The sequence below is a fragment of the Jingyaoa shaoxingensis genome (assembly GCF_014385005.1).
GTDB lineage: Bacteria > Bacillota > Clostridia > Lachnospirales > Lachnospiraceae > Marvinbryantia > Marvinbryantia shaoxingensis.
The window spans coordinates 29,619-55,697 of record NZ_JACRSZ010000009.1 but is presented as its reverse complement, the minus strand read 5'-3'; the positions used below and the strand labels follow the sequence as shown (position 1 = coordinate 55,697).

Here is a 26,079-nt window from a genome sequence, read left to right as displayed (position 1 = left end):
ATCTTTTGTTTTATTTTCCCTATACTAATCCTGATTATAGGATCTGTCAAGCTTTTTTTCTAACCTCGCATAAAGCGGCTGAGGAAGTCTTTTGTTTTCGGACTCTGTGGGCTGGTAAAGATCTGATGAGGATCTCCTTCCTCTTCAATTACTCCATCTGACATATACACCACATGATTGGATACATCTCTTGCAAATGCCATCTCATGGGTAACAATGATCATAGTCAGTCCCTCTTTTGCCAGCTGTTTCATAACATCCAGCACTTCTCCTACCATCTGAGGATCTAATGCGGACGTTGGTTCGTCAAAGAGCAGCACTTCCGGTTCCATAGCCAGCGCACGGGCGATTGCCACACGCTGTTTTTGTCCACCGGAGAGCTGACGTGGCTTGGCATTGATATAAGGTGCCATGCCTACCTTTTCCAGATATGAAAGAGCACTTGTCCTTGCTGCTTCTTTCTCTTTTTTCATAACCTTGGTTTGTCCGATTATACAGTTCTGCAAAACCGTCATATTGTTAAACAGGTTAAAGCTCTGGAATACCATACCTACCTTTGCCCGGTATCCAGCCGCATCCGTACGTCCGTCGGCAATATTTTTGCCATGATAGAGGATCTCTCCGGTAGTTGGTGTCTCCAGCAGATTCATACAGCGCAGCAGAGTCGATTTGCCGGATCCTGATGCCCCTATAATACAGGTCACATCCCCTGTGGATACGGAAAAATCAATATCCCGCAAAACCACATGTTTCCCGAAGGACTTGCTTAAATGATTCACCTTTATAACTTCTTCGCTCATTCGTCCTTCTCCTCCTTCTTGCTGTAGCTGTACATGCCACTGGTATGTGCCAGTGTATCTGACGTTGCCAGATCATAGTTGTCACTGCCGTCCATCTTCTTTTCCCAGTGACGTAAAATCCTGGAGCAGGTAAAGGTCAGCACAAAATAGATCACCATCGCAATGGCAAAAGATTCAAAATAGGTATACAATGCGCCTGCCACACTCTTGGTTGCGTAGAACAGCTCTACAATACCGATGACAGACAGTACACAGGTATCCTTGATATTAATAATCAGGTTATTGCCGATCTGTGGCATAATGTTTCTCAGAGCCTGTGGCAGTATTACATACAGCATGGTCTGAAAATGTGTCATTCCAATGGCTTTTGCTCCTTCTGTCTGTCCTTCATCAATAGACAGTATTCCTCCGCGGACTGTCTCCGCCATATAAGCTCCTGTATTAATCGATACGATGAAGAATGCAGCAAACCACATAGACATATTAATACCAAATACAGCAGAAGATCCAAAGTAAATAAACATGGCCTGCGCCATCATAGGTGTTCCACGGAAAACTTCTACATACACGCCTAAGATAAATTTGATAATTCCTAAAATTCCCTTTTTCCAGACAGAATCCTTTTTACTCACTGGTATCGTCTGGACAATACCCACTGCAAATCCGATCACGCAGCCAATAAATGTGCTGACCAGAGCAATGATCATGGTATTTAACGCTCCCATCGCATAGGAACTTCCTCTTGTCTGAAGCAGATAAATCACTCTGCCCCAAAAATCCTGTGGCATAGTAACACGCTCCTTTATTCTGCGTCAGAAAGCGGCTGAACAGCAATTGCCTCGTTCATCATTTCCTCATAGTCATCCGCAGTCATTTTTTCCAGAACACCATTGATAGCATCTTTCAGTTCCGTATTTCCTTTCTGAAGGGAAATGCCGATATTGATGTCTTCATCAGATACTTCAAATGGATCATCAGAATCTGAAAAATCCAGTAATGTAAAGTCTGGGTAAGCTACACATGCAGCCAGTCCTGTTGGCTGGTCTGTCACTACGATATCACATTTATCTGCTTCCAGCGCTACCAGCATAGCAGGTGCAGATTCCTGTGCAGGCAGGATATTAGCGTCCTTGATCTGAGGCAGACAATTATCATACCAGATAGTATTCAGCTGTGATGTACAGGTAGCACCTGCCAGATCTGCTACTCCCTTGGCATCTGCGTACTTACTGTCTGATTTTGTCAGTGTAATAATCGATGCATAATAATATGGATCTGTAAAATCTACCACTTCCTGACGTTCTGATGTGATAGACTGACCTGCGATAACACAGTCAACCGTTCCGGATACAACGGCCGGTACCAGAGAATCCCAGTCCATTTTTACGATCTCCAGATTATATCCCAGTTCTTCACAAATATGTTTTGCCATCATAACATCATATCCGTATGCATATTCGGTACTGTCTGAGATCTGTACTGCACCGTTCTCGTCTGTTGGCTGTGTCCAGTTATATGGTGCATAGCCACACTCCATTGCCACTTTTAATGTCTTTGCATCTTCTGCAAATACACTGTTACTCATTGCCATTACCATAGCGGTTGCACACATGACGCCTGCTGCTGTTTTTACACTTTTGTTCATTTTTTCTCTCCTCTTCTCTTAAAAACTATGAGAAACACACTTTACTAGTTTCTCAAGTTGTCGCGACAGTCGCCAAGGTCTTGTGCAAGCACAGACTTTGGCTCGTTGTTCGCGCAAATAAAAAAGGACAAAGCTATCTCGTTGTCGAGAGCGCCTTTGTCCTCTAATGTTCTATACTATAGCATATTCTTTTTTAAATTACAACCGCTGTTGCAGTATTTTCATAACCACTAATGATATTTACTAACCCAATCAGTGCCCAGGAGCACATCTCCATAATCCAGCGACAGTCATCTGCCAGATTCTCTCTTCTTTTTAAATAAGTGCGATGCATTTCTTCGATATAATCAAAGAGCTGAGCCGCTGTACGGATCTGATTCTGCTTCTTCTGCTGATGTTCAAAAATCTGTACGGCCTCTTCCGTATGAATTCTGACACGCAGTTCATGCTTCATATCTCTTTCATACAGGCAGTGATCCTTCAGATTCCCGCCAAATGTAGTGTTATGCGGAAACGTAAAATAATCTGCCAAATAATGCATCACCACTCCCAGTCTGCAGAACAGTGTCCGTTCCTTACAGGCATGTTCTCTCGCTTCAGACAGCAGCTTTGCAATTTTCTTCTTCAGTTCCAGATAAGATGAATCAAACTCATGCGGGTCAGTAATCATCTTTGGCGTCAGATCTGGCAGTATGGATCCAAAATAAAATGCCTTCCAATGCTTCTGCATATTGGCATCATCCATCTCCCGTACCAGATACCCTGCCAATGCTATATGTGATTTTTTACGCATACTCTATCCTCCGATAAATGAGCCGGGTGTCTCTGATCACAGTTCTTGTACTCCCAGCTGCACTTTCTTATTTCTTAAACAACTTCGAGCACAGTTTACTGCTTTTTCTTCTAATATACAAGTGTTAAAATATAAAAGTTCTGTGAACACTCCACTGGACCGTCCACAGAACCATCTCATAAACTATTTACTTTTTGTTATAACCAAGATCCGGATTCTCGTAGTCTCCGCGGTTCTTTTTCTTTTCTACATAGGTTCCCCATACATTAGCTTCATCCTGAATTCCGACGGTTTCAGGGTCAAACAGAGGATCCAACCCTGCTTTTTTCTGATTTTCATAATCTTTCACAATTCTGATTACCTGTGGTGTCAGAAGCAGAATACTGAAGGTATTGACCCAGAGCATACAGCCCACTCCGATATCACCCATTGGCCAGATGGTATCTCCATCGATAAGGATTCCAAAGAGGCAGAACACCAGGAATAAAATACGTACAATGGTTACTACCACTTTATTCTCTCCCCACAGATATCTGCAGGTAGATTCCAGCTGATAAGAATAAGACAGCATCGTAGTAAAGATAAAGATAAACAGCATCACAGCCAGGAACATGGCTCCTGCTTTTCCAATCGATACACGCAGTGCTTCCTGCATAAAGGAAATACCATACTGAATGCCTGGTGCCTGTTCTACCAGTAGCACTGCTCCTGTTCCGTCTGCTGCTACATTATAAGTACCTGCCAGCAGAATGCAGAATCCGGTACAACTGCATACCAGCAGTGTATCGATATAAACCGACAGTCCCTGTACCAGTCCTTGTTTTACCGGATGAGAAGTGTCCGTAGTTGCAGAAATCAGCGGGCTCATTCCGTTTCCTGCATCATTGGAGAAGAATCCTCTCTTGATTCCCCATGCCACTGCGGATCCTACGATTCCGCCAAATACAGCATTCTTTCCAAATGCACTGGCAAAAATAGAACCAAACATGCCCGGGATCTCTTTATAATTCATTACAAAGATAACAATGGTAATAAAGAAGTAAATTCCGCACATAATCGGTGCCAGAACTTCTGCTACCCGTCCGATACGCTTGATTCCTCCCATCGTTACCACACCAACAATAATCACCATAGCAATTCCAACTACGATAAACGGAATTCCAAACGCTCCTTTAATCGCAGTAGCTGCTGTCTGCGTCTGCATAGCAGGAAGAAGGAATCCAGGTCCAATGAAAACAGCAATACAGAACAATACTGCCAACGCTCTTCCAAACTTTTTATTTTTGATACCGTTCGACATATAATAAGCCGGACCACCGGTCAGTTCTCCCAGGTTTCTGGTCTTATAAGCCTGACCAAGAATACATTCCACAATACCTGTTGATGCTCCAAGGATCGCAGTTACCCACATCCAGAATAATGCACCAGGACCTCCCATAAATATGGCTGTTGCAGTTCCTGCAATATTACCGGTACCGACTCTTCCCCCTACTGTGGTCGCGAATGCCTGAAACGCTGACAGACCAGTATCTTTTTTATTGTCACCCTTTTCTACCAGACATTTTACCATGTCTTTGAACCTGCGTACCTGAATGCCTCGCAGACGAACCGTAAACCAGATCGCTGCACACATCAGGAACACACACATCACCGGATGCCAGATGATGTCATTCACAGCGTTCATAACTGTTACAAATAATTCCATTTTTCTTTCCTTTCGTTCTCATATCCTTAAATTGCCCTGTCTTTCAATTTACTATAATCTGACATTTTTCGCAAGTTTTTTCCATATAAAACCTTTTATTTTTGCAGGATGACAAAAAGGACTTCTTGCAGACTCTGATACCTGTAGAAGTCCTCATATTTTTTAATTCCAATAATCTGTTTTTTGCTTTAAATCAATATTCCTGCTGTAGAATACCGGGTTCTTTTTTTCTTTTACCTGCGTCTCATAATCTTTTAATGCCTTTAATACGGTATTGGATAGGATCAGTATCACCGGAATATTAATCAGCGCCATTACACCCATAAGTACATCGGAAATATGCCACAGCAGTGTCATTTCCATTCCTGCTCCCAGGAATACTACCAGAGCAGACACGATCCGAAATCCTGTCATGAACTCCTTACCCGGCCGCTTTTTGTGAATATAAGTCAGAAGATTATCGCAGTAAAAACAATTACCCAGTAATGTGGTGAATGCAAATAATACCATGGCAATCATAATAAAATAGGGTCCAAAAGATCCCAGTGTCTTATGAAGGGCTGCCTGTACCCACGGTGCTCCCTGCAGCTCTTTTGCCGGTGCCACACCGGACACCAGACACATCATGGCAGTTGCAGTGCACAGTAACAGTGTATCAATAAAGACAGACAACATCTGCACCAGTCCCTGTTTTACCGGATGGGATACATTGGCAGATGCTGCCGCATTCGGTGCAGAACCGATACCCGCTTCATTGGAATACAGTCCCCTGCGGATTCCCTGCATCATGGCAGATCCGGCAAATCCTGCAAAAATTGCTTTAAAATTAAATGCTTCTTCAAAGATCTGTGCCAAAACTGCCGGTAATTGGCCGATATTTAATACTACCACCAGAAGTGATATCAGAATATATACAATCCCCATAAATGGAACCACGGTAGATGTTACATTCACAATTCTGTGACCTCCTCCCAGCAGACACCATCCGGTTACCAGTGCCAGAATACCTCCGATGATCCATGGGGTTACCTCTGCATTATAAAAAGACATTCCTGCAAAGGTAGACTGCAGATTGTAAGACGCCAGCATATTAAATCCAAAGGCATAGGTCAGAATCATGGCGATACAGAAAGCAATGGCCAGTCCTCTGCTGTGCAGAGCTGCTTCGATATAATACGCCGGTCCGCCATAGCATTCTCCATCTTCGCCTTTTTTCTTGTAGATCTGTGCCAGAGTACTCTCTGCCAAGGCAGATGCACTGCCAATAATAGCAATCACCCACATCCAGAACACAGATCCAACACCACCAATACAGATGGCAGATGATACGCCTACGATGTTTCCAGTACCCACACGAGATGCTGTGGAAACCATCAATGCCTGAAAGGATGATACACTTGCCTCTCCTTCTGGCTTCTCCATTACCGCACTGCAGGCGTTCTTAAACAAACGAACCTGTAGGAATCTGGTTCGGATCGTAAAATAAATACCGGAACCAATTAATATCACAATCAACAGTTTACTGTAGAGAAACGTGTTGATTACGTCAATGACTGTTTCAAACATAAATCCTCCTCTTCACATATTGCAAGTTCTCAACGGGTATCTGTTACATATTTTGCCGAAACGCACAAATATGTAACATCATACCCTATTTCCGTTTTTTTGAAAAGAGGTTAATTTTTCATGCTTTGGTTTATCCGTCAATTCCCAGTCCTTTTCCGACCAGTTCAAATTCATCCAGATAAATACAATTCTTAATTGTGTTCTCCTGTATTCCCTTTTTGCATTCCTGATAATCCATCCAGATTACCTCTGAGACTTCTTCCTCCTGCAGGGTGAGTTTTGTAATATCAATTGCTTCTATATAAAGATAAACTTTGCTTAACTGATTATCCCGGAATGGTCTTCCGTAGAATTCTCCTTCGAACTTCTTTCGATGGAATCCCAACTCCTTCAATTTCTCAGGATCCAGTGTCAGACCCAGTTCTTCTTTTGCTTCCCGCATAGCACTTGGCAGAAAACCATCTCCGGTACTGATGTGCCCTGCAGATGAAATATCCAGGCAGTCCGGACTGGAATCCTTATGATGGCTTCTCCTCTGCAATAAAATATCATAGCCGCTCTTTTCGTTTGGCCTGGCAATCCAGATATGTACGGTTGCATGAAGTGAGCCATCCAGATGGGCCACGCCCCGTTCCCTGACAATGCCCGACTTCGTACCGTCCTCATTCAAAATATCAAACAGCTCCAGTTTTTTTCCATTCAACACCGCCTGTTTCAATGTTCCTTCTATATTATAAACCAGTTTCAGAGAGAAAAACGGCGTCTCTTCTGTCAACAGCCGAAAAAAAATCCGGTCACCTTCCCAGAGGTTCATCTTCCAGATTTCTTCTTTCTTCACCCATTCCAGATCACCTTCTGTACAGATTATTTGCTTCCCTTCCCATCTGTCTGCTGTATACAGACACATATACTCCACCGTATCTTCTCCGTATACAAAAGTCACGATCCCTCTGAAACGCCAAGAATGTAACGTATAGCCAGTCTCCTCTTTTACTTCGCGAAGCAGGCAGTCTTCCGGACTTTCTCCGTATTCAAACTTGCCGCCTGCGCCAATCCATTTATCCTTATTCTCATCCTGCTCCTTCTTCGTACGGTGAAGCATCAGGTACTGATCTTCCTTTTCCAGATAACAAAGTGTGGTTAATTTTATCATTTGTAAACTCCTGCTTTTCTACTTTATATATTCTTCAATTCCTGTACTTTCTTCACCAGCCAATACCCAATGGCTCCTGCCGCTATCCCAATTATCATACCGCCCAGTACATCTGTTGGGTAATGTACGTACAAATACAGTCTGGAAAAGGCAATCAGGACTGCCAGTACCAGTGTCGGTATCCAAAGTTTCTTTTCTCCTGCCAGATACAGCGCCATCACCGATGCAAAAGATGCTGCCGTATGTCCGGACGGGAATGAATAATCCGTCGGTCGGTTGATCAGCAATTCGATTCCTGTCTTTACATCAAACGGACGGATTCTGTGTACCAGTGGTTTTAAAATTCCGTTGCAGACCACCAGATCCACCAGCAGTGCAGCCATTAAAACTACTCCTGTCTTTCTGGTCTTTGGCAGTATCAGCAGGACAACGCAAAGTAAAATCCAGATGATTCCTGCATCTCCCAGACGGGTTATCGCACACATAATAGTATCCAAAGCCTGGTTATGTATGGTTTGTAATACATCTAATATTTGAAGTTCCATTCCTATTCTCCTTTTCCGGATTTTCGATAAATCTTGACCATCAGCGGTGCCTCCACAATCAGCATGGCAATCCAGCCAGCCAGATAGGAATATGGCAGTGCTTCGATACCAAAGTTCCATAACAGGATCATAGGTGCTGCCGCAATCACACGCACGCCCATATTGGTAAAACTGCTGAGCAGTGTCACCTTCAGGTCTCCGATTCCACGGAAGAATCCCTGAATAGCATTGGTAATTGCCGGTAAAATATACATCACAGCAATCAAATGCAGGTAAATCACACCATGTCCGATTACTTCTTCATCTTTTACAAACAGAGACATGAGCGGTCTGGCAAAAAGAAGGCAGATCAGCATAACTGCCACACCATAAATAAGCTCCAGTATGGTGCCGCACCGAAAGCCTTCTTTCATGCGGTCTGTCTTCCCTGCGCCCTTGTTCTGTGCCATCAAAGCAGTCATGGCATGTGCAATGTTCTGCTCCGGTGTAATGGCAAAGTCATCGATACGGTTCACGACCGCAAAAGCCGCTGCTACTGACACACCCATGGTATTCACCAGCGCCTGTATCGCAATCTTTCCCATCTGTACCGTTGCCTGCTGCATGGCAGATGCCCATCCATAAGCAACCGTTTTCTTTAACAGACTGACATCAAATACCAGCCACTTCTTCCCCAGACGGAGAATCGGCACTTTTCTCTGTATGTAGATAATGCAGAACAGACAGCAGAGTGCTTCACTTAATACGGTAGATACAGCACATCCGTTACTTCCTGTCTTTAATACAATGACAAAGAACAGGTCACCAAAAATATTCAGCACTGCACTGATAATCAGGAAATACAATGGTGATGCGCTGTCGCCCAGTGCCCTTAAGGTGCTGGAAAAGAAATTGTACAGGAACGTAAACATCAGTCCCAGGAAAATGATCCGCAGATACTGTCTTGTCATATCCATAATCGATGGATCTACCTGCAACAGATGCAGGATCGGTGTGGCACAAATCACACAAAATAAGGTCAAAATGAAAGAAAAAATCATACCTGACAGCATCGTGGTACTGATCTGTCTGTGCAGCGTCTTATAATCCTTCGCTCCGTACTGGATACCCATGAGAATACTGGCTCCCATACACAACCCATTTAGGAACAAAATCATCAGCGTACTGATCGGATTGCAGATTCCTACTGCTGCAAGAGCTTCTTTTCCAACAAATTGCCCCACAATAATACTGTCTACCGCATTATAAGTAAGTTGAAACAGATTGCCAAGAACAAGCGGTACCGTAAAATTCACCAGAATCGGCATGATCTTTCCGGTAGTTAAATCTTTTGTCATAGATCCTCACTCCAAAAGTTAATCTCAGTTTTTTATTTTACTACAATATCACGCCAATGCAATACGATATTTTTTAAAATCCCATTCAAGAATGTTCTTATTCCCCATGATTTTTTGGATAAAACATAAAACCTGTGATCTGACATTCTGAACTGTCATTTCACAGGTTTTTATCATCTTTTTTTAATGATTCCCGCATCCATGCTCACCACAGGTATGCTCTTGTCCTTCACCGTGATGATTACATACGGTATCTGGATCGTATGATAAACTTCCTTCGATCAGTGCTTTGACCGCTTCATCTGCGCTTCCGCTTACACCCGGATACAGCTCAATTCCCTGCTGTGCCAGTGCGGTTCTTGCACCACCACCAATACCGCCACAGATTAATACATTCACAGAATAATTTTTCAGGAATCCTGCCAGTGCACCATGTCCCTGTCCATTGGTATCATACACTTCTGACTTTACTATTTTACCATCCTCCACCTCATAGATCTTAAAATATTCACTGTGTCCAAAATGCTGAAATACCTGTCCATTCTCATAAGTTACTGCAATTACCATTTTCTGCTTCCTCCATTCTTCACTCATTCTTCCAAGACATCGGTTTCCTGCTGTCATCCTGCGTCTGCAGCATTCCAGATTACCGGGGCAAAACTCATAGTTTCCGCCCTCTATCCGCAACTCCTTTCCTGTCACAAGACATTCTGCCAGCTTCTTCCGTGCTCTTGCATACATCAGTGTCACACTGGTTCGATCCATATTGATCTGCTCTGCACATTCTTCCTGTGTAATCCCCTCATAATCAATCAGCCGGATACATTCAAATTCATCCAGGCTCATCACAATACGCTCCTGGTTTTGTTCATAAGAACCGGCAGAAAAACTGCAATACTTCGGTCTTCCACAAATGCGTCTTTTCTTTGTAGGTCTTGCCATATGAATCTCCCCTTGTTTTTCACATATGTTAATAACAGTATAGCACACTTTTATCAGATTTCAAGAGACAAAACAAGAACAGCTATCCTAAAATGACTGTTCTTGTATCACATCAAATTCTCCTTCCATAAAAAGCAAGATGGTTGTACTATCAACCATCTTGATGATAGTACAACCATTTTTTATGTCAAGAATAGAAATATATTGGATTTTATTACTTTATACCGCCTGAGAACCCAGTACAACAGAAATCTTTATCTCTTTTTCAATATTACTTAGGTCAAGTGCTCCGCCATCTTCTACTGTCACATGCACTTCATAAAGTTCCGTTTCAGATAAGGTATCTGGTTCTTCTCCGTCTTCTGTCTGAATATGCCATAATTCAGATCCTACTTCCTGTAAAATACTATCGACATCATAAGCGTACAGCTTCAGACTGTCTGTACTTCCTGAAAGTCCCTTCATTCTCAGTGCCACGGTAGTATTTGGATGAACATTTTCCACCGTCACGGTGCTCAGCCAGCCTTCCACACTGCCCACTCCGCCATCTGCCTCAAATGCTTCCTGACTCAGTACATTACGCATTGCCTTGTCCAGATCTACCTTGCGGTAAAGCATTTCCGGCAGATATACAAAACGATCCTGCAGTCTTAACAGTTCCAGATAACCGGTCGGACAATACAGTGCATTTCCACTGTTTCCGGCATACATTCCGATTGCCATATTGTTATATCCCGGCTTACTGGAAACATCCATGGAAAATACGGTTTCACCTGTTTCAAAATCCAACATGATATACTGCCACATACCAGTTGACAGATCCTGCACATATCCATAAACATATCCGGTTGCTGTGGACAACTTCAAAATGGATGTATCTGCCAGGTCATTTCTGCACCAGATGCTTTTCATTTCATAACCATTGTCTGTTTTTATCGTATCCACACGCTCTACACCAGGCAAAATCATCTGATTGCCCTGTCTCAGCCAGTTCACATCATAGATATTTTCATAACTCTGGATGGAAGAATCACTGTCTGTTTCTGCCAGTTTGGCACTGCCTGCACCAAACCAGTTGCAGATGATGGTGCTCACCGTTCCTTCTCCGTTGTCATATACAATTGCTGAATTCTCCACAGAAACTTGTGTTCCTTCCGGGAGTTCATCCAGCACAGGTAATGTGTCTGCTACTTCTCCTGTTTTCATATCCAGTGCCATTAGATTTACAGGATCCTGATTATCTGTAAACATAACCAGATCTCTGGTCAGTGACGGGGAGCAGCCACTGCCCCATGCCAGTCCACCGCCGGTTGTCTTATCGCCTTCTTTACTGTCTTTTGCCCCAACGCTTTCGTATGGAGTCTGCCATACTTTTTTCACTCCGTTATCCGCCTGCAGCAGATAGCAGTTCTGATTGGTGAGAATCACTGCTCCTTCTTTAGAAGCTGCAATTCCGTTTTCTGCACCCTCACCCGGTTCCAGATCATATACAAAGACTGCTTCTGCCAGATCTGTCTCTTCTCCATCTAAAATAGCGTCAATGGCTGAACGGGAAATATACCCAAAGGTTCCCTGTTGTTTCCGATCCGGATAGATCCGAAATCCTCCCGTTGCAAACCAGAGATTTCCCTCATAGTCAAATACTACCGATAAAAGATTCTGATCCAGTGTTTTTCCCAGTGCAGCTTCTGCCGCTGCCTTAATGTCGATATCCAGAACCTTTTCAAATTCCGGGAGTACATTTCCATTTTCATCTGTTGCTTTCAGCATGAGCACATGGTTGTTGCTTGTCGGGCATACCAGCCGGTTGCTCTCGTCTACAAATGAATAGGAACTCTGTATCCGATACTCTCCTCCATCGTTCTGCTTCGGTGAAAAATACCCTTCTGTCTGTGTCTCATCCGCATTGATATCACGGATTGCCAGACCTCCCTGAAACGGGACTACAGCATGCCCATAAGAGTCAAAAAAGATGGCCGGTGATGCATTTGGATTTACTTTTTCATAAGAAACATTGATTTCTGAATAGATATCTACCGGCAGCACTGCATCGGTTGTATCCGAATTATATCCATCATGATGAATATTGGCATCATTCCTTCCCATATATGGATTTTCATCCATTGTTTTCGGGGCAAGTGCTTTTATCGGCACTTCTGCCACATTATTCTCCCCAGTCTGTATTTCTTCTGCCTTTATCATTCCATTCGGTGCTGCAGTAAACATACACGCGAGTAATGCAAGCATGATGGTTCTTCTCTTCATCGTCATTTCCTCCTGTATTGCTTGGTATATCCCCATTATAAAAAATGAGAGATTTTTTTCAATGGATCTGGCATGAACAGTCGGAAAATAGCACGAATTGAAAATCTGGGAGCATTCCACTGGTTTTTATCGGACTGAATCTTTTTATGATTCCAAAATACCTGATTCCCTTATGTCCTTATTATGTTCATTGCAAATACAGCATGAGTCTTTCACTCTGCAGATCATTGCATAATTCACAGGATCCCCTGCTCATATCATACACATGCATGATCTGTCTAAGTTCGGGATCTTCTGTGAACTGACTGACAATATCCGGATATTCCGCCAGTTTTTCCGGTGCAAACCGCAGGGTCTTTTCGTTGGAAAATATGGCTGTATATAATATTTCTGCCTCCACCAGATCCTGAAAGATATGGCTTCCATAAGAAAGCTCCGGATTATATCCTGCCTTTTTCTCTTCAATTTCACAGATAGCTTCAAATTCACTGATATCCGCAAATGTAGTCGGTACCCCCAGTTCCGGTGAAGAAGTACCTATCCGTCCTGGAACCATCAGCAGCATGTGCTTATTCTGTCCTTTATTTTTCCAGTTCACTGTTCCGATCAGGCGTGCTGCATTCGTCTTTTTTGCATAAGGCATTTGATAGTAAGCAATCGGATCCACCAGAACAATGAGATCCATTTTTACATTTCTGGATAACCCCATGGAAGAATGTACATTCTCCAGAATGATGTTTTCTTCTGGAATGTGCTCTGGGATCTGCACTTTTCCGGTATCCTTAAATACCTGCAGCGGGCGGCACTGCAGCAGATTTATGGAATATTCTCCTGTTTCCGAGAGATTCACGGTAAACTCAATGTCTACCGGATATTCGTATTCCTTCTGAATGAGCTGCATAATTGCCTGTATCTGCTTCATTAATATCTCATTTTTCACAATACCGCTGCAGGAAATAAAACGAATCGACCGGTTGATCCCCCTTTCCCGGAAGGATCTTTCCGCTTCAAAATCATGATCTAACAGAATATTGCCAAGATATCCCGGAAGTAACGGCTCGATCTGTTTCAAATCCAGTTGTCTCACACAGTGCATGGCTGTATCCACCGCCTCTATATTACGCTGAGAAAACTGATGTTTTTCTGCAATGGTATTACAGCTTGTTGCCTGTGGCATATCCAGGCTGACCAAACGTGGATAAGACCCTTCTGTGCGGTCTACTGCTGACGTTCCAAGTCCCATAACCAGCCTGAGCATTCCTGCCTTTGGATCAATCTGTTCCAGAAATTTGTAAGGGCTGTAGGAATATCCCACACCTGCCGCACACGGCATGTAATACGACCCATAATAAGATCCCGATACTCTCTGCACCAGAAGCGCCATCTGTTCATCCCGTTTATCCAGACCTCTCCTCTTTCGGTAATCCAGCGCAGATATACTCATGGAACTGGCATAGACTGTCTTTATCGCATTTTCAAATTCCAAAAGGCGTTCTTCCAGCGTTCCCCGGTTGGCACAGAAAACAGACTCATACTTACCTGCAAATGCATTGCCAAATCCATCTTCCAGAATACTGCTGGAACGCACTATAAAGGGATCCTGCCCATAATATTCCAGAATATGCAGGAATTGATTTTTCATCTCTTCTGAAAATACACCATCCTTCAGGCGCTGCGCAAACTCCTCTGCCAGTGAAAAATATTCTTCTTCCTCTCTCTGACGAATGCGGATATCCCAGAATCCATTATCTACGATATAGGTATAATACACATCCGATCCTATGAAAAAAGAATCATGAGGCTCCAGTACCTCCTCAATGTCCGGCGCCAGATTGCGTACAATTGCTCTGGAAAGCAGCATACCGCAGGCTTTTCCTCCAATCATACCTGTTCCGATCATATGATTGCGAACACGGAAATAATCTTCCGGTGTAAAATGTTTTTTCACCATACGCCGCATCTTTTCATCTCTGGTCATCATAATATCGCACATGGTATTGCAGGCATCTTCTGTATTCATATGGTTGTCATATAGCATTTTTGCCGTATTAAAAAAACGATTCCAGGAATCGGTAAACTGTTCTTCTCCCGGTCTCTGAAACTTTCCAAGCACCTGATAAAACCGGCTGGACTGTACACCGTCCAGAATCGGCTTAAATGTCCCTGCTTCTCTGTTATAGATATGTGGCAAGAACATGGTTTCGGAATCACGGTTCCACACCTTTGCCGGACGGACATATATATTTTTCCGATCCGAATACACATCCAGAAACAGCTGTGTGGTATTTAATATCTTTTTCACTGCATGAAAAGAATGCTTTCCCCGGATGATCGGAAAAAACGCAACTGTATCCAACGTAAACAGAAACGGACAGGTCACACGGAAAAAATTACCCATCATCAGATCTGTGGCCCAGACTGTCTGAAGTTCTGACAGACAGTCAAATACATAAAATACGTCAAAGCCCGCTTTTTCAATGATCTTATGTATTTTCACTGTGAAATCTTCAAATCGATGTGATAACGGAATCTCTATCTTCTCAACCTGCGGGCAGTCTTTTACCAGCGGTTCATGACTGGCAAACCGAAAGTATATGATCCGACGTTTGTCTTGAATTGCCTGCTCTATGTATGGTTCACAGAAATACCGGAATTCCTGAAGATTTGAAACTCTCCAGACCACATTATCTCCAAGCCTGATAAAATCCAGTGCCTGATCCATATCTGGAATTCCCGAACAAATTCTTTCGAAAGCTGCCATATCTTTTCCCCCACTTTATATGTAAAAAAATAAGGCACACAGACATCTTCTGTCCATGTGCCACGTTGCACCCATATTTACTTGGGGATATTATAAAAAGAATGGTATATAAAGTCAAGCCAGCCTTACCTTATTTTGTATACACTGTTTTTCCCTTTGCGATAACTTCCATCACCTGCAGGTTCTGATCCAGAATACACAGATCGGCATCGTTTCCTTCTTCTATCTTTCCTTTCCCCTTCAGATTCAGGATATCAGCCGGGTTGGATGTGATAGTAGAAAGTGCTATTTCCAGCGGAATCTCTGTACGCTCTACGCATTCTTTCACTTCTTTTAACAGACAGCTGGACTGGCCTACGCCCATTCCAAGGAATTCGCCCTGTTTGTTGTAGATCGGCAGACTTCCCTGTCCATCAGACGAAATCGTGATACGGTTTGGATTCACGCCTGCATCTAACATACGTTTTATACCATTGCAGACCCGAACTTCGTCACAGATGGTCTCCCAGTAATCAATATCTTCATTTCCGGTAAAGTCCACAGCCCCACCTTTTAAAGCATATGTGATGGCTTTACAGAACAACATTTCATTCCGGTTGATATGGGTTGGAAGAAACTGGGATGCTGGGATTTCTGTCTCATCAATCACCTGTTCAATCAGATCCATACATCTCGGGCTGTCACCCAGATGCACATTGATGATCCCTGCTTTTCCGGAAAGCACACCGCCCAGTCTGGTGTCTGCTGCCACACGGGCAAATTCTTCAAAGGTTGGCTGAGAGGAACGATGATCGGAAATAGCGATCTCTCCTGTTCCAATGATCTCCTTAATCATCATAATGTCCTTTGTAATACTATCCGTCAGTGTACGCACCGGAACCTGATAGCTTCCTGTATAACAGTAAGCAGTCAGGCCCTGTTCATTTAACCCCTTCGTTTTTGCTACAAGTGCACACATATCACGACCAATTCCATCCGTACCCAGACAGCCAACCACTGTCGTTACCCCAAACTTCGTCAATCCTTCCATGGTAGCCTCCGGGGTTCGGTTGGCAAATCCACCTTCACCGCCGCCGCCCAGCACATGAACATGGCAGTCGATAAATCCCGGTGTCAGAATCCGATCTGTTCCATCAATGATCTCTGCTTCCGGAAAAATGCCAGTCAGCTGCATTGTATCTGCATCCGCGATCTTTACAATTTTATCATGGATGGTAAGTACATCTTTTTTTCCCAGATGCTGTGGTGCATATACGTCAATATTCTGAATGAATTTCATCATGCTTCTACACTGCCCCTCTTTAGAAACCAATTCCTACTGCAATCAATATAGTAATAACTGCTCCGATCATTAAAATACCAAGGAACTTCCACATGAATTTAATCCAGTTGGACCATTCAATCTTGGCAATTGCCAGCGATCCGATCAGACATCCCGATGTAGGGACAATTAAATTCGTAAATGCATCCCCCAACTGGAAAGCCAGTACGGAAGTCTGACGGGTTACACCCAGCAGATCTGCCAGCGGTGCCATAATCGGCATGGTGATTGCTGCCTGTCCGGAACCAGATACCACAAAGAAATTAAATACTGACTGGAACAGATACATCAGCACAGCTGCTACTGCACCAGATACTCCTGACAATGCCTGTGAAATATTGTACATAATCGTATTGATGACGGTCGGTGTAGTCGGGTCAGAACCGCCAAGCACCTGCATAATCCCCTGTGCCATGGCTACTACCAGGGCTGCACCAATCAAGTCTTTTGCTCCATCTTTAAAAGAAGAAGCGATATCATTCATCTTCATATCATTTAAGTGGAAGATTATACCAATGATACCGGCTGCTACACCCATCACAAAAAACTGGGTAGCAATCTCCGCCATATAATAGCCTTTTGTCATAACGCCCCAGATAACCCAGACTACCGTTATTGCCAGTGTCAGCAGTACCAGAATATGTCCGATACCAAAGCAATGTTCCTCGTCAATCCCGGTCTTTTCATTCTGATCACGGAAATACTGATCACTTTCGTATGCAACTGAAATCTTTGGATTCTTTTTCACCCTGGATGCATAGAACATAGTCATTCCGCAGCCCAGTGCGGTAAATACCACCCACATCACTATTCTGAATCCTGCTCCTGAGAATACATCAATACCAGCAATCCCCTGTGCAATCCCTACGGAAAACGGATTCATCCAGGATGCTCCGAAACCAATCTGAGTAGCCACATAAGTTACCAGTACAGCAATGACCGTATCGTATCCCACTGCTACAAACAATGGGCAGAGAATCATGGTAAATGGAAGTGCTTCCTCTCCCATTCCAAATACTGCTCCTCCTAAAGAAAACAGTACGAAAAGTACCGGAATCAGCAGTTTTTCTGTACCCTTAGCCTTACGGATCAAGCCAATCAGTCCAGCTTCAATGGCACCGGTTCGAATCATAATCCCAAATGCACCGCCAACTATCAGCAGGAATGCAATAATCTCAATTGCTGAACTGCTGACGATTCCATTATACATATAATTAAAGAAACCTGCTTCGCCATCACCGCTGAATAACGCTACTCCCTCTGTTACCGGTTTTCCTGCATCATCTGTCAGATACTGAAAACTTCCATCTTTGATTACGGTACGGGTCTTTTCTGCCCCGTTGATTGTGTACGAGATATCTGTTGTCTCGTAATAGCCTTTTGGAACAAGGAATGTCATAACCGCTGCAATGACCACTACAAAAAAGATAATAATGTAGGTATCCGGCACGGTAAATCCTTTGTTAAACAATTTCAGGCCTTCTCCTTTGTTTTTGCTCATAACCTTAAATCTCCTTCATTTTTATATAATTCGCAAGGAACAGTGTAACATAGAACTGTAAATAAAGTAACCAGAAAATGCGAAAAACATTGATTTTATGAAAATAATATTGATATCACAGAAAACATATGTTAAAATGACAGCCTAACTGGTTCGGAAACCTCCCAGTATAAAAAACTAGGCAAAGTAAAAATAGAAAGATCGGACTGCTCTGGCAGTCTTTTTACTGTTGCTTTTGTTTATTGAGGTATAAACAAGAGCTTTTTTTATGCCGCAAGCAAGATTCTATTTCTATTTTTACACGCAAGAAAGGATTGTAATGGAAAAAAGAAAAGTTATTATTGACTGTGATCCGGGCATTGATGACAGTCTCGCCATCATGCTGGCACTGAAGTCTCCGGAGATCGAAGTAGTGGGAATCACCGTTGTCTGTGGCAATTCCCCTGTAGAGATGGGATTTGAAAATGCCAAAAAAATTTTGAAACAGATGAATCGACTGGATGTACCGGTGTTCATCGGTGAAAGTACCCCGTTAAAACGGGACTATGTAAATGCCCTGGATACCCATGGGGAAGATGGATTGGGAGAAAGCTTTCTGCCAGAAGTTCCAGGCTTCCATCAGGATAGGAGTGCTGTAGACTTTCTGGCTGATATTTTAAAAAAAGAATCCATCTCTGTGATTGCACTGGCTCCGATGACGAATCTGGCCAGACTGATTCAAAAGGACAAAGATGCATTTGCCAATATTGATACGTTTGTTTCCATGGGTGGTACTTTTAAAAGCCATGGTAACTGCTCTCCTGTGGCAGAATACAATTACTGGTGTGACCCTGATGCTGCTGCTCTTGTTTATGATACCATGCACGAGCTGGGTAAAACCATCCATATGGTGGGTCTGGATGTGACAAGAAAGATTGTCCTGACACCTACTCTTCTGGAATATATCTGCCGTCTGGATCAAGAAACTGGTTCATTCATACGCAAGATCACAAAGTTCTACTTTGACTTCCACTGGGAATGGGAACATATCATTGGCTGTGTCATCAATGACCCTCTGGCGGTTGCTTATTTTCTGAATCCATCTATCTGTCAGGGATTTAACTCTTATGTACAGATCGAGACCGAAGGGATCTCCCTTGGTCAGTCCGTAGTAGATGCCATGAACTTCTATCGGAAAACACCGAATACCAAAGTGCTGACAGAAGTGGATGTATACTCTTTCTTCCAGACATTCCTGTCAAGGATTCTGGATTTGGAACCGGAAAAACTGGATATTTTACAGGATTTGATCTAAGGAGGCGTGTGAATTATGAAAACATCAAAAATGACAACATATAAGATCTGCATGATCGCTTTTGCTATTTGTATCAACTTTGTAGGCGGACAGATTGCTTTGCTTCTGAGACTCCCGATTTATCTGGACAGCATCGGTACCGTCTTCGTAGCTTCTACACTGGGTCCGTTTTACGGTATGCTGCCAAATCTGCTCAGTGGCCTGTTGATGGGTATGACCGTAGACGTCTATTCTCTGTATTATGCACCGGTCGGTATTGTACTTGGTTTTGTCACCGGTCTTGTGTACAGAAAATGGCAGCCGAAAAAATGGGGCATCCTTCCGGCAGCCCTGCTGATTACCCTGCCATCTACCATTATCAGTTCCTGCATTACCGCATTTTTATTCGGTGGTATTACTTCTTCCGGATCTACCATCCTGGTACAGATTCTGGCAAGAACACCGCTTGGTATGGTGGGAAGCTGCTTCGTAGTTCAGTTTATTACTGATTATATTGACCGTGTTTTATGCCTTGCAGTATCTGCAGTTCTGATCACTGCACTGCGAAAAAATATGAAAGGGATTTTTGCAAAATGAACATATTAATTACAGGTACCAGCTCAGGAATCGGAAAGGGCTGCGCAGAATATTTTCTGAAAGAAGGGCATCTGGTATATGGATTTGACAAAGATACTTCTACAATTTCACATCCTGCTTATACTCATTTCTGTCTGGACATACGGGATAAATCTGCCTACCCAAAGCTTTCTCCTGTGGATATCGTAATTAATAATGCCGGTGTGCAGGATAAAGATGATATCGATGTGAATCTGAAGGGAACCATTTCCATCACAGAACATTATGCCATTCATCCGGCAATCCGCTCCGTGATCATGATTGGTTCCGCCAGCGGACATACCGGTTCTGAATTTCCTGAATATGCAGCCAGTAAAGGCGGCCTTCTCGCTTACACCAAGAACGTCGCCATGCGCATTGCTCCTTACCAGGCCACCTGCAACAGCCTGGACTTCGGAGGTGTACTCACTGAATTAAACCGTCCGGTTATGGAGGATGAATCCCTCTGGAATCAGATTATGAAGCTCACTCCTCTGAAACGGTGGATGACCGTAGAAGAAGCTGCCCAGTGGATCTACTTCATGTCCGTAACCAACCGCTTCTGTACCGGACAGAATATCCTGATCGACGGACTGGAAGCCGGAAACTGCAGCTTCATCTGGCCGGAATAACGTTAAAAAAGATGAACCATACTGCAATCTCATAGTGTGGTTCATCTTTTTACTCTCAAATGTTTCAATCCAAAATATTATTTTCCTGAATTTCTTGCAATCTTACCATTGGTCCTATGTCAAATTTCCGATTAAGAAATGACATAATTTAAAGGAAATAAAAGCTGTTATACCATGTGACTTTACGAACCCTCATAAGGGCAAAATAAGAGAAGCAAAATCTGATAACACATTATAACACGAAATGAACGAACTATGTGAACTGATTGAAATGCTTTTTATATTTACAGGAAAGGACAAATAAAAATGAATGTGCATTAAATGCTCTTACTATTGATGAACTACTTGAATATGCAAGACTATATCTTGATGGAACTATGCAGATGTGGGTTGATGCAGAAGATTCATTTTATTTATGATTATACTGTCACTCCCAGTATCTCCAGAGAGTGACAGTTTCATTGTCTTTTTTAAGACAAGCCTCGTATATTTACTTGTAAGCTATGTCCGCTTCTTCTTGAGTGATTTTTCCAGTTTTAACAGCATCAGAAATTGCTTCATCCAATTCTTCAACTGTTGAATAATTTCCAATGTGTACATTTTGACCATCATTCGTTGTAATATCAACGCTATAATCGGAAACCACATCTTCGATAGGTGGAATCATTGAGTAGGTATCACCATCGCCGCTATCTTTGGAATATAGCACTCCATTTTTAATACTTTCCAAAGTTTCTTTATAGCTGCTCATCATGGCATCTACACTTTCCTGCGTAAATTCATGGAATACGCCTTGCCCATCATACCAACCATCTCCAGTTCCAATCAACGATTCCATTTCTTTTTGCTGTTCATTCATCCATGCCTCATACTCATCGGCTGTCCACCACTGCACATTAGGTGCTGCATTGTTCCTTTCGTAATCTGCTTCGGCAATCCAATCTTCACCGTCAGTGCTGATTTGACCACCATCTGTATCCTGATAGAAAATATCTACGCCGGATGTATTTTCCATTTCGAATGCCGAAACCTTTGGTCTGTCCGAAGCCAACGCACTTGCATAAGTAAATCCTGCACCACTTAAACAAATTGCTCCACACAATCCCACTACTAATATTTTTTTGTTTTTCATAGATAAGACCTCTCTTTATAAAAATTTTAGCTGTCCTTTGAGGACAGCTAAACTATAGCAAAGCAACTTGGATATAGTTTGCATTGATTATGGATTTTGGATGGAGTTATCTATTGGCTGCTTGCAAGACAGTTCAAACCAAAACAGTACACCTTTGTTTGTATTTGAGATGCCATACTTTGCATGGTGCATTTCCATGATTTTACGAACAATATAAAGCCCTAATCCTGTTCCGCCTGTATTGCGATTACGAGATGTGTCCGCCCGGTAGAAAGCATCAAACAAGTGTGGGATAGCATCACCAGATATATGGACACCTGTATTTTCTATTTCCCCACGAATCATATCATTCATTTCAAACAAAGAAATATGAATCAATTCGCCACTTGGAGAATACCGAATTGCGTTTACCAATATGTTTTGAATTGCTCGTTCCATCTGCACTTGTTCAGCTTCACAGTAAAGTCGATCAGGAATATTTGCTTCAAGGCTCTGTTTCTTTTTTTCCAATAAATCTGTTACTGTAGCAATCTGTACCCGAAATATTTCCGAAATATCAACGGTTTTATATTCACATTTTTTAGTTCCATCCACTTTAGAAACATATAACACCTCTTTTACCAACTTTTCCATCCTTTCAACAACCGCAAAGGAACGCTCCATGTACTCTGTGTGGTTCTCATAACCGCTGACTCCGTTCAGCATCCCAGCTAAATGACCTTTCAAAATAGTCAGCGGTGTTTTCAGTTCATGGGATGCTGCCGAGAAAAAGTCTACCCGTTGTTGTTCTAATGCTTGTTCCTTTTCAATATCTATTTTGAGCTGCTGGTTTGCAGTTTGAAGGTCATTCAATGCAGTAGAGAGCGAAGCAGACAACGAATTTAGATTTTGCGTCAAACACCCCAATTCATCTTCTCTCGTAGTATTACATTGACCGGAAAAATTCAGTTCAGCCATTTGCTTTGAAATCCTGCTCAGACGCACAATAGGTCGAGTAATGTACCGTGTATAGAGCCATGAACACAGGAGAGAGAGTACAAAAATCATTAGAATGACATACGGAAGTATGGACAATAATACTTTTGTTGCCTGCTGTACAACGAACAAATCCGTTTGAACTGCCAACGTATACGCCGTACTATTTTTTAAAGTAATCGGGTAAAAGTTTGTCGTGGTTGCCCCAGACGACTGCATATCTACAAACGATTCATCTTCATCAAATGTGACTGTTTGATCTGCCGAAACTGTAGAAGTTTCCATTGACATTTCATTCGGATAGATAATATAGCCGTTGCTGTCCTCAATCCAAAAAGTAGCATTTGTTTTCGCTGAAAAATCTACTAATTCATTTTTACAATCGTCTATATTATCAAAATCCGTCATTTGCTCGGCAAGATGCATAGCGGCTTTCTCCGTAGCCGAGTTTACAAAATTTGAATATGTCGTAGGCAGTAGCTTTGAGATAAAGAAATATGTTCCGCTGCAAGCTGCTCCCAGTAAAAGAAAAGTAATTAAAAAAATCTTGACAGATAGTCGCCTTTTAATGCACTTTATCAATTCTATATCCCACCCCTCTGATTGTTTTTATATAATCCACATTTAGCTTTTTACGAATATTCTTCATATGGCTGTCAACAATCCGATCTTCGACTTCTAAATCATCCGACCACAACCGGTCAAGCAACATCTGGCGGGTAAAAACTTTTCCTTGATTTTCAATCATAAGCCTAAGAAGTGCAAACTCCTTGCTCGTTAAAACGACTTCGTTTCCGTTTTGATATACATGAAATCCATCAATATCCATACTCAACTCCTTATAAGTGAGCAGGGATTGATTTTGATTTTCAGTAGTTCTACGCCGAAGAATAGCCGCAATTTTACACAACAAGATTTTTGGCGAAAATGGCTTTGAAATGTAATCGTCAATCTGCTGTTCAAATCCCTTCAACTGGTTTTCTTCATCTGACAACGCAGTAAGCATGATGATTGGGACTTGCGATTTCTTGCGAATGACCTCACATACACCATAACCATCGATTTTAGGAAGCATAATATCTAACAATATAAGGTCAATTGTATCATCAAACATTGCTATCCCGACCACTCCGTCAGAAGCGACAACAACTTCATATCCTGCATCAATAAGATGGTTTTTCAGTATGTCCTGAATATCAGAATCATCTTCGACAATTAAAATTTTCTGCATTACTTCACCTCCATATTACAGATTATCATTTTTTCTTGAATTTTTAATGGAGAAAGTATGTTTATTTCAAAAATCAACAGAACATCCAATTTGATATAAATATCATAAAAATCTCTCATGCGTGTATTCGTAACATTTCGACTAATAACAGTTTCCAGTTTTTCAGCCAATACCGTTTCCAGATTATATGCCCATACCTCAATTGTGCGATCTTCAAGCATAAGATTAAATTTGTACTTGATTTCTCTTGGCGTGATTACATCCCCTGTAGAAATATCAATCTTTAATGGGGTGATTACACCATCGAATTTTCTTTCCATGCTTACACGAACACCCGGATAATCTGCGTCTTCCATGATTTCCGATATCTGTTTGACACGAAATGAAACTCCATCGTCCAAGGGGATTGATATGTTATGAATAGCTGGAAGGATTTGAAGATTTTCACTTCCACCAGTTACGTCACATCCACACCAGCAACCTGCACTCCAACGGAGTGGCTCCGAAAGATGTACAGGAACTGCTAGGACATTCTGATGTCAGTACCACAATGAATATTTACGCTCACTCAACACGAAAAGCAAAGCGGGCTTCCGCAAGACTTCTTGATAAAGTAGCGAACAATGCCTAAAAAAATTTCCCTTATTTCCCTTGCGAATTCCTCACAAGGGCAAAAATAAGGGAAAATACATATCATTTCACTATCTAAAGGGCTGAAAAGCCTGTAAAATAAGGAAAGTTCAGGAAATCTCTCCACAAATCCGGATTTTTCATAAACCGATGCAGTTATTCTGTGATTTCTACACCTTCATCAACTTTTAACCCTTTTTTATCTGCATACATCCGCAAATCGGCTTCATGGCATACTTCGTCAAAGGAAAAATCTTTGCTCTGTACGGTATAGCTTCCCATTGCCAGACTTAACGGAATATTTTCTTTACTTTTTCGTTTCAGACTTTCCCGGATATTTACCATCAGTTCGGAAGCTTTTTCTTCTGTGATCCCATTACCCAGAATCATAAATTCGTCTCCACCCATTCGAATAACCGGAGAATCTTCCGGCACTTCTTCCTTCAAGGTATCTGCTACGATTTTAAGCAAAATATCACCATATTCATGACCGTATTGGTCATTTACCTCATTCAGATAATTACAGTCGGACATAATCACCGTAAACGGAAAAATCAGCTTCTTTTTCTTTTCCTCTACTCTGTATTTCAGATAGTTACGATTATACACACCTGTCAGGCCATCTATGATGGAAAGCTCTTCCACCTTCTTCTCCAGACGAACACGTTCGGTAACATTGTCAACAATTCCTACGATTCCGATGATACTACCGTTTTCATCCCGTACTGCACTCTTTTTTATCTCAAAATACAATGATTCTCCATCTTCCATCGGAAATTCATTGATATACTGGCTGCCTTCCCCAGTAGCCAGTATTTTTTTATCATCCTCATAATACATTTTTCCCATTTCTGGAAACTTCTGTACTTCCAGGTCTGTTTTTCCTACGATACTTCCATTTTCCCCAACAGAAACCAGGTCACAGATTTCGGAAACAAAACAGTATTTACATTCCGTATCCTTAAAAAAAATATTAACCGGCGCACTGTGCATAAAGCGTTTCATAATTTCACTATTCAAAAATTCCATTATTTTTCCTCAAACGTTAAATTTCCAATTTTGATGCTCCCATTATACCATCTCCCTACATTTCCTTTAACGTAAAACTCACCGTCCACAGCCATCTGCGGCTCTCCCCTTAAATCACCACAAAATAACAATCTTTTTCACGGCTTTCTTCATGTCCTCAGCTGCAAGTCTGGCATACTGTTCCATATGCCTTATCTCCTACAGCCTCTTTGCGATTTCATTAAACGC

Annotated in this window: 21 protein-coding genes, 3 pseudogenes and 1 riboswitch; of the genes and pseudogenes, 5 read left to right on the top strand and 19 right to left on the bottom strand. The window is 42.3% G+C overall.

Annotation, left to right across the window (positions count from 1 at the left end; all coding sequences use genetic code 11):
• Window positions 1-59: 59 nt before the first annotated feature.
• The 14 genes from H8716_RS09850 to yfcC all read right to left on the bottom strand — a co-directional run bounded on the left by H8716_RS09850 (window position 60) and on the right by yfcC (window position 18,334).
• A complete protein-coding gene (locus H8716_RS09850) occupies window positions 60-800 on the bottom strand; it encodes an amino acid ABC transporter ATP-binding protein (RefSeq protein ID WP_249308537.1) in 741 nt (246 codons plus the stop codon).
• Entirely contained in the window at window positions 797-1,588 is a 792-nt protein-coding gene (locus tag H8716_RS09845; RefSeq protein WP_249308535.1) for an amino acid ABC transporter permease, read from the bottom strand. Before H8716_RS09845 ends, H8716_RS09850 begins: the two co-directional genes overlap by 4 nt.
• 14 nt (window positions 1,589-1,602) lie before the next feature.
• Window positions 1,603-2,445: a transporter substrate-binding domain-containing protein gene (locus tag H8716_RS09840; RefSeq protein WP_330606554.1), complete on the bottom strand. Its 843-nt coding sequence runs from the start codon at window positions 2,443-2,445 to the stop codon at window positions 1,603-1,605.
• A gap of 193 nt (window positions 2,446-2,638) precedes the next feature.
• Window positions 2,639-3,238, bottom strand: a complete 600-nt coding sequence (locus H8716_RS09835) for a zinc dependent phospholipase C family protein (protein ID WP_249308533.1) — start codon at window positions 3,236-3,238, stop codon at window positions 2,639-2,641.
• 187 nt (window positions 3,239-3,425) lie between these two features.
• Complete coding sequence (locus H8716_RS09830) at window positions 3,426-4,943, bottom strand: alanine/glycine:cation symporter family protein (RefSeq protein ID WP_249308531.1); 1,518 nt, start codon at window positions 4,941-4,943, stop codon at window positions 3,426-3,428.
• Window positions 4,944-5,105: 162 nt separating this feature from the next.
• On the bottom strand, window positions 5,106-6,509 hold the full coding sequence (locus H8716_RS09825; RefSeq protein WP_249308529.1) for an alanine/glycine:cation symporter family protein: 1,404 nt from the start codon (window positions 6,507-6,509) through the stop codon (window positions 5,106-5,108).
• 130 nt (window positions 6,510-6,639) lie between these two features.
• Complete coding sequence (locus tag H8716_RS09820) at window positions 6,640-7,662, bottom strand: NUDIX domain-containing protein (RefSeq protein WP_249308526.1); 1,023 nt, start codon at window positions 7,660-7,662, stop codon at window positions 6,640-6,642.
• A 23-nt stretch (window positions 7,663-7,685) separates the two neighbouring features.
• Complete coding sequence (locus H8716_RS09815) at window positions 7,686-8,207, bottom strand: phosphatase PAP2 family protein (protein ID WP_249308525.1); 522 nt, start codon at window positions 8,205-8,207, stop codon at window positions 7,686-7,688.
• 2 nt (window positions 8,208-8,209) lie between these two features.
• Window positions 8,210-9,544 carry an MATE family efflux transporter gene (locus H8716_RS09810; RefSeq protein ID WP_249308524.1) on the bottom strand — a complete coding sequence of 445 codons (1,335 nt, stop codon included), beginning with the start codon at window positions 9,542-9,544 and terminating at the stop codon, window positions 8,210-8,212.
• A 183-nt stretch (window positions 9,545-9,727) separates the two neighbouring features.
• A complete protein-coding gene (locus H8716_RS09805; protein ID WP_249308523.1) occupies window positions 9,728-10,486 on the bottom strand; it encodes a NifB/NifX family molybdenum-iron cluster-binding protein in 759 nt (252 codons plus the stop codon).
• A 219-nt stretch (window positions 10,487-10,705) separates the two neighbouring features.
• Window positions 10,706-12,688 carry a hypothetical protein gene (locus tag H8716_RS09800; protein ID WP_408610891.1) on the bottom strand — a complete coding sequence of 661 codons (1,983 nt, stop codon included), beginning with the start codon at window positions 12,686-12,688 and terminating at the stop codon, window positions 10,706-10,708.
• A gap of 250 nt (window positions 12,689-12,938) precedes the next feature.
• Window positions 12,939-15,512: a PEP/pyruvate-binding domain-containing protein gene (locus H8716_RS09795; RefSeq protein WP_249308521.1), complete on the bottom strand. Its 2,574-nt coding sequence runs from the start codon at window positions 15,510-15,512 to the stop codon at window positions 12,939-12,941.
• Between the two features lie 130 nt (window positions 15,513-15,642).
• A complete protein-coding gene (iadA, locus tag H8716_RS09790; RefSeq protein WP_249308692.1) occupies window positions 15,643-16,791 on the bottom strand; it encodes a beta-aspartyl-peptidase in 1,149 nt (382 codons plus the stop codon).
• 22 nt (window positions 16,792-16,813) lie between these two features.
• Window positions 16,814-18,334, bottom strand: coding sequence for a putative basic amino acid antiporter YfcC (gene yfcC / locus H8716_RS09785; protein ID WP_249308520.1), 1,521 nt, complete (start codon window positions 18,332-18,334; stop codon window positions 16,814-16,816).
• Window positions 18,335-18,476: 142 nt separating this feature from the next.
• Window positions 18,477-18,521, top strand: a riboswitch (PreQ1 riboswitch).
• A gap of 132 nt (window positions 18,522-18,653) precedes the next feature.
• On the opposite strand from yfcC, the gene H8716_RS09780 reads away from it, so the two are divergent.
• The 4 genes and pseudogenes from H8716_RS09780 to H8716_RS09765 all read left to right on the top strand — a co-directional run.
• Complete coding sequence (locus H8716_RS09780; RefSeq protein ID WP_249308519.1) at window positions 18,654-19,628, top strand: nucleoside hydrolase; 975 nt, start codon at window positions 18,654-18,656, stop codon at window positions 19,626-19,628.
• A 15-nt stretch (window positions 19,629-19,643) separates the two neighbouring features.
• Complete coding sequence (locus H8716_RS09775; RefSeq protein WP_249308518.1) at window positions 19,644-20,204, top strand: ECF transporter S component; 561 nt, start codon at window positions 19,644-19,646, stop codon at window positions 20,202-20,204.
• Window positions 20,201-20,854, top strand: coding sequence for an SDR family NAD(P)-dependent oxidoreductase (locus tag H8716_RS09770; RefSeq protein WP_249308517.1), 654 nt, complete (start codon window positions 20,201-20,203; stop codon window positions 20,852-20,854). The genes H8716_RS09775 and H8716_RS09770 overlap by 4 nt, the downstream gene beginning before the upstream one ends.
• A gap of 296 nt (window positions 20,855-21,150) precedes the next feature.
• Window positions 21,151-21,273, top strand: a pseudogene (locus H8716_RS09765) (DUF6061 family protein); the annotation flags it as partial.
• A 71-nt stretch (window positions 21,274-21,344) separates the two neighbouring features.
• Here H8716_RS09765 and H8716_RS09760 read toward each other — a convergent pair.
• From H8716_RS09760 to H8716_RS09745, 4 genes and pseudogenes are all read right to left on the bottom strand, one after another.
• The gene (locus H8716_RS09760; protein ID WP_249308515.1) at window positions 21,345-21,986 is read right to left on the bottom strand and encodes a hypothetical protein; all 642 of its coding nucleotides are present in this window, start codon (window positions 21,984-21,986) and stop codon (window positions 21,345-21,347) included.
• An 87-nt stretch (window positions 21,987-22,073) separates the two neighbouring features.
• Window positions 22,074-23,387, bottom strand: coding sequence for a sensor histidine kinase (locus H8716_RS09755; RefSeq protein WP_249308514.1), 1,314 nt, complete (start codon window positions 23,385-23,387; stop codon window positions 22,074-22,076).
• 139 nt (window positions 23,388-23,526) lie between these two features.
• Window positions 23,527-24,192, bottom strand: a complete 666-nt coding sequence (locus H8716_RS09750; protein ID WP_249308512.1) for a response regulator transcription factor — start codon at window positions 24,190-24,192, stop codon at window positions 23,527-23,529.
• Window positions 24,193-24,284: 92 nt separating this feature from the next.
• Window positions 24,285-24,605, bottom strand: a pseudogene (locus H8716_RS09745) (nucleotidyl transferase AbiEii/AbiGii toxin family protein); the annotation flags it as partial.
• A gap of 11 nt (window positions 24,606-24,616) precedes the next feature.
• Between H8716_RS09745 and H8716_RS09740 the strand changes: the two are divergent.
• A pseudogene (locus tag H8716_RS09740) lies at window positions 24,617-24,823 on the top strand (tyrosine-type recombinase/integrase); the annotation flags it as partial.
• A 155-nt stretch (window positions 24,824-24,978) separates the two neighbouring features.
• Here H8716_RS09740 and H8716_RS09735 read toward each other — a convergent pair.
• Window positions 24,979-25,851: a sensor domain-containing diguanylate cyclase gene (locus H8716_RS09735; protein ID WP_249308510.1), complete on the bottom strand. Its 873-nt coding sequence runs from the start codon at window positions 25,849-25,851 to the stop codon at window positions 24,979-24,981.
• Window positions 25,852-26,079 lie beyond the last annotated feature (228 nt).